This window comes from Agarivorans sp. 2_MG-2023 (assembly GCF_030548085.1).
GTDB lineage: Bacteria > Pseudomonadota > Gammaproteobacteria > Enterobacterales > Celerinatantimonadaceae > Agarivorans.
Map to the genome: position 1 here is coordinate 1 of NZ_JAUORQ010000016.1, position 12,581 is coordinate 12,581.

Genomic DNA, 12,581 nt, shown 5'->3' on the forward strand with positions numbered 1-12,581 from the left:
CGAGAATCAAACTGATTGAGCAATTGCAGTACCGACGGTTGCCAGCCTTGTCGGGTAAAAATCACTATAAAGTCATCGCCACCGAGGTGCCCAATAAAATGTGCATGCCGGCATAAGTGTAATTTTATTTAGTTTAAAGGAAGGTATCTGTGGTGACTTAGTGCTGAGCTGTATAAAGCGGTTTTTAGAGGGAGATAAACTCCCTCTAGTAGTTAACGCTAACCTTCAATACGCACATAAGGTTTAAGTCTAGGGACACTATTAAGATTTAACTCTTGAGGAAACTGTGTCTGCCCAGCAATAAGAGCATCAACAGCCAGCTTGATTTTATCTAATTGTACTAGTGCATTTATTCTGTGTACGAATAATTCAGGTGATAATTCGTCAGCGCTAAGTGAGCTGTTCCATTTAACATACTCCTCTAAAGCTTCTTCACCATAGTTATAGGCATGGATATAGCGGTATGAAACTCGTTGATTATCAGGGTAAACCTCTAAGGCGTGTTGATACAGTACGTTGGCTTCATCATTCCTATTAAGAGCTGTTAGGGCTAGGTGATGATTATAGAATTGCTCAGTACGTGTTTGGCGGCGCATCAATTTTTCCGACCATGCTAGATAGCCATGTAGCTCTTCTGGCAAGCCTAAACCAATCGCTGCTTTTAGTCTAAATACCATAGCGTTAAACTCGTAACGTGTTTGAATTGGTAAGGGATTGCTTACTTTTTCTAAGTAAGTTACATCTACACTGCCAGTACGTTCATAGTCCTTGATGAGCTTAATACTTTGTAATCCGGAGACCATGAACATAACCGTGAATAATGGTATCAACACGCCGAATATTTTTGGAGCAAATTTAGCAGGGAAACCTTTGACGGTGATTTTGCCAATTTCTATAAATGTTTTAGCTAGCACTATGCAAAACAAAACCCATAGGATTGTTGAGTGATAAAACGGAAGCTCAGTCATACTATGCAATAAGCTAGGCAATAGAATAGCAAAGTAGAAGAGACCTTTCTGCCAACCTTTGGCAAACCAAAGGTTTAAGCAATATCCGGCTAATGTCAGCAATACTAGAATAGGAAGTATTCCGCCTTCGACGGCCCAATAAGCTAGCTCGTTATGAGGGTGAGCAACATTGAAATGATAGCCATCTATAATGTTTTGCTGGTTTAACAGTGCCTGCGCTTCATGATATACCCCATCATATCCGCCGTAACCCCAACCAAGTAAAGGTTGTTGTTTAAATAATTCCCAGCTTACTTCCAACATGGTGATTCGGTAGGCAGTGGTAACACCACCTATGGCGTCACGTGCAACTGATTCACTTAGCATTTCCGGAATACTTGAAGCTACTACACCCAGAGCAATGCTGCATAACCATACTCTCAATTCTTTCTTTTTTGAGGTTTTATATAGATAAGGAGCTAGTAGCGGCAAGATTAAAAACAAAGAGAGGGTAGTGGTTCTTGATCCTGATAGGAAACATACCCAGGCTGCTAGAAAGCTGGTTACAGCCACTAGAGTAAGCTGGGCTTTGGTTGTTATAGCTTTTTCAGAAATTAACCATGCAGACGCTAAAGGTCCAAATAAGACAAAGGTACCTAGTACGTTGGGTTGCTGAAAAATTCCGGCCGCACGGGTGGAATTGACATTAAAGCCAACCCAATTGCCTTCAGTGAGCAGATACATCTGAGTTAAGGCGTAAGCACTTTCTATTAAGGCTCCCGCGACAATTAGAAACAGCATTAGGTGCCAGTCTTTACGTGTTAGTTCTAACTGCATAAACGCAAAAATAAGCAAAAGGCCCGCGGATAATCCGATTAGTCTATCTAAGGCGAACTCGCCGAACTCGGCATTTGGATAAAACAACGGAATCCAGAGAAGGCCAACACCAGCGAGAAGAACAATTAGAGGTTGGTTGTATCGTAGTTGCTCTGCAGCACTAATTTTAATAAGACCAATGCCAATAAGCACTGAGGCGAACATCCATACTACTAAGTTAAATGGAAGCGCGAGGCCGGTACCACCTTGGTTATGTTGGAAGTAATGCATACCAACAAGCATCATTGCGGCAAATACATAAATAAAACAACGTTCTAGTGTCAACTTAGCTGACATATCATTTCCTTTGAAAAATTCGGGCATCAAGTGCCCTTTCAATCACTATTTGTTTAACATTGGCTTTAAGAAGCGCGCGGTATGAGAGCGCTGTTCTTTTACTATATCTTCTGGTGTTCCAGCTATCAGGATTTCACCTCCGCCTTTACCACCTTCAGGGCCAAGATCTACCACCCAGTCTGCGGTTTTCACCACATCCAAGTTGTGTTCAATTACTACAATGGTGTTTCCGTGATCACGTAAGCGGTGAATGACTTCTAGTAGTAATTCAATATCGTGGAAGTGCAAGCCAGTGGTTGGCTCATCTAATATATACAAGGTTTGGCCGGTGTCTCGCTTGCTGAGCTCTCGTGCCAGTTTTACACGTTGAGCCTCACCGCCGGATAAGGTGGTCGCTGATTGGCCTAGCTTTATGTACGTTAAACCAACATCAATTAGCGTTTGTAATTTCCTTGCTATGGCTGGTACCGCATCAAAGAATGGGCGAGCTTCTTCAACAGTCATATCCAAGATCTGGTGAATACTTTTACCTTTGTATTTTATCTCTAGTGTTTCTCGGTTGTAGCGTTTGCTTTTACATACATCACAGGGCACATAAACGTCGGGTAAAAAGTGCATTTCAACTTTTATAACGCCGTCACCTTGACACGCTTCACAGCGACCGCCTTTTACGTTAAAGCTAAATCGGCCAGGTTTGTAGCCGCGAGAACGTGATTCTTGAGTCGCAGCAAATAACTCGCGAATAGGTGTGAAAATACCAGTGTAAGTTGCTGGGTTAGAACGAGGTGTTCGGCCAATCGGACTCTGGTCAATATCGACAACTTTGTCGAGCTTATCTAGGCCCTCTAAGGCTTTGTGTGGGGCGATGTCTTCACCGGCGGCACCGTTTAGCTCTTTCTGGGCAATTTTATATAAGGTGTCATTAATTAAAGTGGATTTTCCGCTGCCTGATACGCCTGTAACACAGGTTAACAAGCCTAGTGGAATCGCTAGATCAACGTCTTTGAGGTTATTGCCACTTGCGCCAAGCACCTTTAACCAGTCTTTACCTACAGGATGCCGTTTTGCGGGAACATCTATTGCTTTAACGCCCGACAAATATTGTCCGGTGAGTGAATCGGGGGTGTCTATGACTTGTTGATAAGTACCTTGAGCAACAATTTCGCCACCATGCACACCTGCTCCAGGACCAATATCAACAATATAATCGGCGGCGCGAATGGCATCTTCATCGTGTTCAACCACTATTACGGTATTGCCCAAATCCCGCAGATGATTGAGGGTAGCGAGCAATCTTTCGTTATCACGCTGGTGTAAACCAATCGAAGGTTCATCAAGCACGTACATTACGCCAACAAGCCCCGCTCCAATTTGGCTGGCAAGTCGAATGCGCTGGGCTTCACCGCCTGATAAAGTATCAGCGCTGCGATCTAGTGAAAGGTAATCTAGGCCAACGTTAATTAAGAAGTTTAAGCGTTCACAGATTTCCTTGAGAATTTTGTCGGCAATTTGGGCGCGTTGTCCGGTCAGACTGAGTGAGTCAAAAAACTCCATGGCCTCGCCAATGGATTTACAGCTGACTTCTGGCAAGTTGGTAGTGCCAATAAACACATTTCTGGCTTCTTCGCGTAGACGACTACCGTTACAGCTTGGACAATTTTGATTACTAATGAACTTCGCTAGTTCTTCCCGTACGGCATTAGACTCTGTTTCTTTGTAACGGCGACGCATGTTGGGGATTATCCCTTCAAAGGGATGTTTGCGCACGGTTACGTCGCCGCGATCATTCATGTACTTAAATTCAATGCTAGTACGGCCTGAACCATGCAAAACGACTTTTTGGTGTTTTTCACTGAGTTCTTCAAAGGCAGTTTCTAAGTCGAACTCAAAGTGAGCCGCCAAAGATTTAAGCATTTGATAATAGTAAAAGTTGCGTTTGTCCCAGCCGCGTATGGCACCGCCCGACAGGCTCAAGCTCGCATTTAATATGACTTTGTTATCATCAAAAAACTGATCTACACCTAAGCCATCACAGGTTTGACAAGCGCCAGCAGGGTTATTAAACGAAAAGATCCGAGGCTCTAGCTCTGTCATGCTGTAACCACATACTGGACAGGCAAAGTTGGCGGAAAATAGCTGGCGGGTTTCACCACTATCCATATCTACCAAAATGGCTGTGCCTTCAGCAAGTTCTAGCGCCGTTTCGAATGACTCGGCTAAGCGTTGAGATAAGTCATCGCTAGCGCGTACTTTAAAACGGTCGATAACCACTTCAATATTGTGTTTTTTATGCAGCTCTAGCTCTGGAGGATCGCTTAAGTCACAGACTTCGCCATCTATTCGTGCCCGAATAAAGCCTTGAGCAGCGAGGTTTTCTAAGGTTTTTACATGTTCGCCTTTACGGTCTCGAACAATGGGCGCCAGCAGCATCAGTTTGCTGTTCTCTGGCTCTTCAAACACTTTATCTACCATTTGACTAATGGTTTGTGCAGCCAATGGTTGATGGTGATGCGGGCAGCGTGGCTCGCCCACTCGCGCATACAATAATCTTAAGTAATCATAAATTTCAGTAATCGTACCAACAGTAGAACGCGGATTATGCGAGGTAGATTTTTGTTCAATGGAGATTGCCGGAGATAAACCTTCAATATGATCAACATCGGGCTTTTCCATCAATGACAAAAATTGACGCGCATAAGCTGAAAGAGATTCTACATAACGGCGCTGACCTTCAGCGTAGAGGGTATCAAATGCTAGCGATGACTTCCCCGAACCAGAGAGCCCAGTAATAACAATAAGCTTGTCGCGCGGGAGGGTAAGCGAAATGTTCTTGAGGTTGTGGGTGCGTGCACCTCTAATATCGATACTGTCCATTGTTACCTGATCATTGCTGCAGTAAATCGCCCAGTATTACACATTATTTATTGAAATGCGCCGTTCTGCTGGTGTGGATGAAGTAATAGTAAGGCCGCAATCTTAAGCTGGTTTGCAGCCAAGTGCCTGTGTTAGCATTGCCGGTTCTCAATTGACGAATTTTTTATGGTTATAGCTGTGGAAGAAGGTTTAAATCCTACTGAAAAACGCGGTGCTTATTCGCTTGCGCTGTTGTTTGCTTTGCGCATGGCTGGCTTGTTTATGTTAATGCCGGTTTTGGCTGTGTATGGTCAAGAGTTAAAAGGTTTTTCGCCTCTTTGGGTTGGCTTAGCTATTGGTGCATATGGCTTAACCCAAGCTATGTTTCAAATCCCCATGGGGTGGCTATCGGACCGCATTGGTAGAAAACCGGTTATCTTTTTAGGTTTGAGCATTTTTGCATTAGGCTCAGTGGTGGCCGCGATGGCGGAATCGATTCATGGCGTTGCTATTGGGCGAGCTTTTCAAGGCATGGGGGCAATTGCGAGTACAGTTATGGCACTTGCTGCAGACTTAAGTCGAGAGACCCAGCGTGCCAAGGTGATGGCGTTTATTGGGGTAAGCATTGGTTTATCTTTTGCTGCGTCTTTAGTGCTTGGGCCTATAGTGTCTGCACAGCTAGGTTTATCGGGGTTGTTTTGGTTAATTGCTGGCTTATCGTTAGCGGCTATGTTGGTGGTGCAATTTGCTGTGCCAAATGCTCACTCTAAAGCCCCTAGTGGTGAAGTGAGTGCTAACTCTGCTCAAATGTTCAAACTACTCAAACACCCTCAATTACTGCGTTTAGATTGGGGGGTATTTACGCTACACCTAGTATTGACCGCACTATTTGTGGTGATGCCACTACGTTTGGTGGATGCAGGACTAGAAGCCGCCAGTCATTGGCAAGTGTACTTACCTGCAGTATTAGTGTCGTTCGTATTAATGGTGCCGTTACTTATTATTGCCGCTAAACGTAATCAGCAACGTGGTTACTTTTTGTTTGCAATTAGCTTATTGCTATTGGCTAATGCCCTACTGTTAGTTGATGTATCGTCTATTTGGTTGTTAGGCGCAATTTTAGCGATATTTTTTATTGGCTTTAATTATTTAGAAGCGAGCTTACCTGCGCTTATTTCTAATCTAGCGCCTCCAGGTAATAAAGGCGCTGCTTTAGGGGTGTTTTCTACCAGTCAATTTCTAGGGGCGTTTATTGGCGGTTCTAGCGCTGGAGCCTTGTATATGGCAGCAGGCGCTTATGGAGTAAGCCTGTTTGCTATTGCTTTGCTGCTTATTTGGTTAGTTGTTAGTTTAGGAATGCGTGCGCAAAGTGGCATAAAAAGTTATTCGTTGGCGATATCATCTGCCGACCAACCAGCGAGTTTATTGGCAAAACTGCAGGTATTACCTGGGGTTGTAGAAGCGGTAGTGATTTCCAGTGACCGTACTGTCTACCTCAAAGTGAAAACAAAAGAATTTGAATTGGCTAGAGCATTGGATTTGGTGCGAGCAGCCTAGTATGATAGCGGGTCTTCCTCGCCACAACAGATAGAATATAGGAGCGATATACATGGCCACTCGGGGCATTAATAAAGTAATTTTGGTTGGTAACTTAGGACAAGATCCTGAAGTACGTTTTATGCCAAACGGCGGGGCCGTCGCCAATATTACTATTGCTACTTCAGAAAGCTGGAGAGACAAGCAAAGTGGTGAACAGAAAGAACGCACAGAATGGCACCGCGTAGTGTTGTTTGGCAAACTGGCCGAAGTGGCTGGTGAATATCTTAAAAAAGGTTCACAGGTTTATATTGAAGGCCAATTACAAACGCGTAAGTGGCAAGACCAAAATGGTCAAGACCGCTACTCAACAGAAGTAGTTGTTCAAGGCTTTAATGGTGTAATGCAAATGTTAGGTGGTCGCCAAGGCGGTGGTCAAGGTCAAAGCATGGGTGGAGCGCCACAGCAGCAAAATAACTGGGGTGGCCAACAGCAAGCAGCTCCACAGGCTGCTCCTACCGCACAACAAGGTGGTTTCCAGCAGCAAGCGCAGCAACAACAGGCTGCGCCTCAGCAAGGTGGCTATCAGCAACAAGCTAAGCCTGCTGCTCCGCAGCAAGCGCCTCAACAAGCTGCACCACAGTTTAACGAGCCGCCAATGGATTTTGACGACGATATCCCGTTTTAGGCTGCTAAGAGCTAAAAATAAAAAGCCTCAAGAAATTGAGGCTTTTTAGTATCTATAGCTTATTTAGCTGTACTCGCTATTTAAGTGAATTGATTAACTGCTTTAGGTGAGTGACTGGAATGGCATAACTAATAGCACTAGGGTCAGCCAGCACTGCCTCTTTAGTCGTTTTCACAAACACCTTGTTAATGATTGCGATTACTGCACCCGTTTCAGGGTGATATAAAGGGCTGCCGCTGTTACCCGGGTAGGCGGTAGCGTCTAATTGATAGATGTTATACGGTGACTTAAGTCTTTTAAGTTGTGCTAAGTTTAGCTCGCTGGCATTTCGGGCGGGTATCACCACTGGCGTTATACTCGAAATAATACCGCGGTGAGTAACGGGGTAAAGTCCCAATACCGCACCAATAGGAAACCCAGTGAAGGCATATAGTTCTCCTTCGCGCACCTTTTTATTAGACAGGCCCATCGCTTTTAGGGCTTTACCTTCAATTTTTAGCAGCGCTAAATCATGTTTCCGATTGCTTGCCACCAAACTGGCTATTCGTATTTCAGGCGAACGACCTTGCCCAACAAATACTACGAGTTTTTCATTCTGCTGTTGATTTAGGCTTTTGGGAATGACATGAGCATTAGTAGCAATTAAATGAGGTCCAACCACAAACCCTGTTCCTCTAAGGTTTGCACGCGGTGAGTTAAGCTTGTTGTAGGTGCCAACGCCAACTACAGAAGGTTTAATTCTTTCTATAGTGTCAGCAAGATCGCTTAACGCGCCAGCGCTAAACATCGATAAAAATGAAGCGATGGCAATAATGAAGGCGAGTTTCATACTATATTCTTCCTTGAGAGACTATTTCATCTTAATTTTTACTCGGTACTAGAGCAAGTTAGTATAAAAGCGACTAGGTTTGTGTAGTGCGTAATACTGTGAAGCGAAAAAGGCCAAATGATGATGAGTTTTAATTACGAAGATGCGTTCTCCAGAAATATTGGCTGGGTTACAGATGCAGAGCAACAGATACTGCGTGGTAAGCGTGTGGCTATGGCTGGGGCCGGAGGCGTGGGTAGTGAACACATAGTGACGTTAGCAAGGTTAGGGGTTGGCAAGTTTCATATCTCTGATTTTGATGAATATGAAGTCCATAACTTTAACCGCCAGGCTGGGGCGTTTATGTCTACGGTGGGCCAAGATAAAGTTAAAGTGATGGAACAAGTTTGCTTGGATATTAATCCAGAAGCGGAAGTGAAGTCTTTCCCTGAAGGGATTTTCGAACATAATGTTGATGAATTTTTAGATGGCGTTGATGTATATGTAGATAGCTTAGATTTTTTTGCGCTATCGGCGCGTAAGTTGGTTTTTCAAAAGTGTTTGGAAAAAAATATACCGCTAGTAACCGCTGCTCCTTTGGGTATGGGCTGCGCATTTCTTTGCTTTATGCCGGGAGGAATGACCTATGAAGAGTATTTTCGCTTTGAGGATGCAAGCAGTGAAAATGAGCAATACATTAAATTCTTGATTGGACTTTCACCCGCTATGTTACAGCGACCATACTTAGTTGACCCTAGTAAAGCGGACTTCCACGCTAAAAAAGGCCCGTCGATGCCTATGGCTGTGAAAATGTGTGGGGGAATTGCCGGCACTTATGTGCTCAAAATATTATTGAATAGAGGTGAGTTAATTACTGCTCCTTACGGTTTGCACTTTGATGCCTACCGAAATCGTTTCAAAAAAACTTGGCGGCCAATGGGTAACCGCAACCCACTGCAGCGTATTGTATTTGGTGTGGCGAAAAAAATAGTATTGAGTGGCGGTGCTTAACTGTGACTTGGTGTCAGTAAGTTTTACAAAATGTTATTTATATTTGTATTAATATAGTTTAAGTTGTTGTAAATATTTGATTTTTAATCTTGGCTTACTTATTGCTTTAAGCCCACCGTTATTTATAAACGATTTTACCAAACGGATGGGTTACATGAACAAACTGAAACATGCTTGCTTAGCAGTTAGCTTAGGATTAGCAAGTATTTCTGCTAGTGCGGAACTGATTACTGAATGGAACTACGCAAATGATGCGGGTTTTAAAGAGTGGAGTTCTCGTGCTGGCCAAGTTGGTATAGACACCGACGGTGCAACACTAGATGATTTTGATGTTCTTTTTGGTGGTGAGCTTCCTAAGAGCTTAGCGTGGGGTGACCCATATGGTGCAGTGAATCCTTTATTGCAAAAGAGTTCTCTTGTGATCGATGATGCTCAGTCCGGCCAAGTAAACACCAGCGCGCCAGGTGATGTAGCATCTTTAGATTTTGTAACAGGCACCGGCCTTACTCACGAAAACTGGGGCGTTACAGGTAATACTTTATCGTCAGCGGTTTTGTTTGATGGTTTGTTCTTGCAGCCTCTAGCACCTTTTGTAGGTCCTGCCCTTCCTGCACCAGTACTTGAATTTGATGTACTATTTGAAGAAACCTACAACACACCAACAAATAACGTGTGTAAATACGGTGATACTAAAGTAGGTGAGGCTGGTGTTAATGAAGCCGGTTGTTCAGACCTATTCACTTTAGTGTTGGATGACGGCGTCACTTTTTCTGAAGTTGGTGGAGATATCTACCTTCAAAACAGTTTCATATTACCAATCCCTGGTTTTGATGATTATGTTTATACGTTAACGACTCGCTTACAGGGCTTAGAAGTACTAGATGGTTTAGATTGTGGGCCTGATGCTACTTGTATTGGTTTCTTGACTGAAGAAAACCAAACCAACCAACTGGAAGCTGCTTTTGCTATCTCTGCTGCAAAAGTAACAGAGCCAGGCACTTTAGCCATCTTTGGTTTGGGCTTATTAGGTTTGGCATCTGTTCGTCGCCGCGCTTAATCGCTGCTAGTGTTTAAAGCAACTACCGCTAGTAGCAGTAGTTGCTTGTTTTCCTTCCAATACCGCTCCTGCAATAAGAACCTGTACCAAGCTATTTGGTTCCCCTTTACTACAAATCACCTTTTATCCTCAAGGCTTATCGTACATTGTTAACGGTTAACTAAACGTTAATGAATTGCTCATGGTTTAATTGGCATGCCTGTAAGTAAGCACTTAAAAGCCTTTGGCGAAAACGACGTTAGCTCGTAAAAGTGGCAGTGGAATTAGGGAACTCATGAGTATTTTATTCAATAAATGCTTTAGTTTTTTATGTCAGTAATCTTTACATCAACGTTTTATCAATGGGTTTTGTTTTTGTTAATGGTTTGTTTTAAAAGGGTTTTTAAAACTGGCACTTAGATTGCTATGTACAGGTTGTATCTTGAATCGTACTAACCAAATGGATGGGTGACATGAACAAATTAAAACTAACATGCTTGGCAGCTAGCTTAAGTTTTGCAAGCGTTGCTGCAAATTCTGCTCTTATTACTGATTGGGACTATTTAAATGATGCTGGTTTTGACCAGTGGACTTCAGATGCCGGTTCTATTGACCCTACCGGAATTGATGCTTCTGGTGCTACTCGCGACGAATTTGATCCAGTTGGTTTGTTTGGTGGTGAATTACCTAAAACGCTTGAATGGGGTGTACCTTACGGTGCTGAAAACCCAGCTTTGAAGAAAAGTGCTTTAGCGATTGAAGAAGCTAAAGAAGGTACTGTTACTACTAGTGTCGTCGACGGTGTTGGTGCATTGGTATTCTCTGAAGGTACTGGTCTTGTACATGAAAACTGGGGCGTTACCGGTGATACTTTAGTTGCGGCAACCTTATTTGACGGTTTGTTCCTAGCACCTACAGCGCCAGTAGCTTTCCCACTAGCGCCTGCTCCAGTACTACAATTTGGTGTTATCTTCGAAGAAACCTATAACACTCCTACTAACGACATCTGTAAGTACGAACCTACTCAGCTAGTTGGTGCCGCAGGTATTAACCAAGAAGGTTGTTCAGACTTATTCACTTTAGTGCTAGGCCCAGATGTTACATACACTGAAGTTGGTGATGATATCTACCTTCAAAACAGCTTTGTATTGCCAATTCCTGGTTACGATGACTACGTATACACGCTTACTACTCGCCTTCAAGGTTTAGAAGTATTAGGTGATATTGATTGTGGTCCAAATGCTACTTGTATCGGCTTCCTAACAGAAGAAGATAAAACCAATGAATTAAAAGCTGGTTTCGCTATCTCTGCTGCTCAAGTAACAGAGCCAGGCACTTTAGCTATCTTTGGTCTAGGCTTGTTAGGTTTGGCGTCAGTTCGTCGCCGTGCATAATGCTTATTTAAAAGTCGCTAACTATTAGCATTGAATACCCAAAGCGCAGCCTAGTTCTGCGCTTTGTTTTTTTCAAGCCTGCTTTAATTCAATTCATAATTTTTCTAAGGCTTAAGTGTTGTAAATAGATAATTAAACAGCTTAGAGAGCCCGATATGATCCGTAACAAATATGTGAAAAAACTATCCACTATGCCGATTTTGGGGGCAGCTGTAAGAGGTGGGATTTCGATGTTGGTGAAGCGTGAAGCTAAACTTATCGCCGAACATTTTGCTGAGTTCCTCCGCCCCGTTGTTGCCTTTAAACCAGATATAGTTAACGAAGCTTTTAAAATTCGTCACGACGTATATTGCGAAGAACTCAATTTTGAGCCCGTTCGTGATGACGGTATGGAACAAGATGAATTTGACGATTACTCCCGCTTTTGCCTCATTGAACACAAACCTAGTTCTAACTTCGCCGGTTGTGTGCGAATAGTTTCTCCAACGAGTAAAAGTGAATTGTTACCGATTGAAAAATTTTGTTCTGAAGCTATTAAAAACGCTAAGGTTCATCCCTCCCAGTTTGACCGAAGCGAGATTTGTGAAATTTCTCGTTTGGCTGTTCGTCCTCAATTTCGCCGTCGTAAGGCTGATAACTTTGAGGGTGCCGCTTCTGGTGCTATTAACGAGCAAACCTATTCTGAGGAAGAGTTACGTTGCTTTCCTTTTTTAGCTATTGGTTTGTATTTATCCATTGCAGCTCTAGCTGTGCGAGCAGGCACTCACCATGCCTTTGTTATGATGGAGCCTCGATTAGCTCGCAGTATGAGCTTCTTGGGTATTAAGTTTGAGCAATTAGGCCCAGCTGTTGATTACCATGGCCTACGCGCGCCTTACTATATTAGCACTGGTATGTTAACTCGCAGCTTACCGGTTGGTTTTCAGGTATTAATGAATAACATTGATAAAGAAGTAGAGAAGGGGTGTTTGGCTGCTCGAAACAATGATGACAATGACGAGTACATCAAGAGAATGTATTCATCGTCTTTTTTTGAACAAAAAAAATCTCCCAACATTTCCATGCGGGAGAATTTTAATTGGTCTGAGTCTAGCGGCCTTTATCTTCCGCGCTAGCCGCACTTTGCAGCTACTTA

The 12,581-nt window shown here is 43.4% G+C and carries 9 protein-coding genes; 6 read left to right on the plus strand and 3 right to left on the minus strand.

The features are described from left to right. Positions 1–218: 218 nt before the first annotated feature. Together Q4549_RS19175 and uvrA are read right to left on the minus strand one after the other, a co-directional pair. The gene (locus Q4549_RS19175) at positions 219–2,120 is read right to left on the minus strand and encodes a Wzy polymerase domain-containing protein (RefSeq protein WP_303554073.1); all 1,902 of its coding nucleotides are present in this window, start codon (positions 2,118–2,120) and stop codon (positions 219–221) included. A gap of 45 nt (positions 2,121–2,165) precedes the next feature. Further along, positions 2,166–4,994 (minus strand): excinuclease ABC subunit UvrA, encoded by a 2,829-nt coding sequence (gene uvrA, locus Q4549_RS19180; RefSeq protein ID WP_303554070.1) that lies wholly within the window; start codon positions 4,992–4,994, stop codon positions 2,166–2,168. Positions 4,995–5,159: 165 nt separating this feature from the next. Between uvrA and Q4549_RS19185 the strand changes: the two genes are divergently transcribed. Together Q4549_RS19185 and Q4549_RS19190 are read left to right on the plus strand one after the other, a co-directional pair. Continuing rightward, positions 5,160–6,530, plus strand: coding sequence for an MFS transporter (locus Q4549_RS19185; RefSeq protein ID WP_303554068.1), 1,371 nt, complete (start codon positions 5,160–5,162; stop codon positions 6,528–6,530). A gap of 52 nt (positions 6,531–6,582) precedes the next feature. Beyond that, positions 6,583–7,197 carry a single-stranded DNA-binding protein gene (locus Q4549_RS19190; protein ID WP_303554066.1) on the plus strand — a complete coding sequence of 205 codons (615 nt, stop codon included), beginning with the start codon at positions 6,583–6,585 and terminating at the stop codon, positions 7,195–7,197. A gap of 76 nt (positions 7,198–7,273) precedes the next feature. On the opposite strand, the gene Q4549_RS19195 is transcribed toward Q4549_RS19190, so the two are convergent. Further along, entirely contained in the window at positions 7,274–8,026 is a 753-nt protein-coding gene (locus Q4549_RS19195) for a serine protease (protein ID WP_303554064.1), read from the minus strand. A gap of 120 nt (positions 8,027–8,146) precedes the next feature. Between Q4549_RS19195 and Q4549_RS19200 the strand changes: the two genes are divergently transcribed. From Q4549_RS19200 to Q4549_RS19215, 4 genes are all read left to right on the plus strand, one after another. Further along, positions 8,147–9,016, plus strand: a complete 870-nt coding sequence (locus tag Q4549_RS19200) for a ThiF family adenylyltransferase (RefSeq protein ID WP_137674044.1) — start codon at positions 8,147–8,149, stop codon at positions 9,014–9,016. 154 nt (positions 9,017–9,170) lie between these two features. Further along, entirely contained in the window at positions 9,171–10,073 is a 903-nt protein-coding gene (locus Q4549_RS19205; RefSeq protein WP_137673912.1) for a THxN family PEP-CTERM protein, read from the plus strand. A 452-nt stretch (positions 10,074–10,525) separates the two neighbouring features. After that, complete coding sequence (locus Q4549_RS19210; protein ID WP_303554062.1) at positions 10,526–11,446, plus strand: THxN family PEP-CTERM protein; 921 nt, start codon at positions 10,526–10,528, stop codon at positions 11,444–11,446. Between the two features lie 155 nt (positions 11,447–11,601). Continuing rightward, entirely contained in the window at positions 11,602–12,561 is a 960-nt protein-coding gene (locus tag Q4549_RS19215; RefSeq protein ID WP_303554060.1) for a PEP-CTERM/exosortase system-associated acyltransferase, read from the plus strand. The last annotated feature ends 20 nt before the right edge of the window (positions 12,562–12,581 follow it).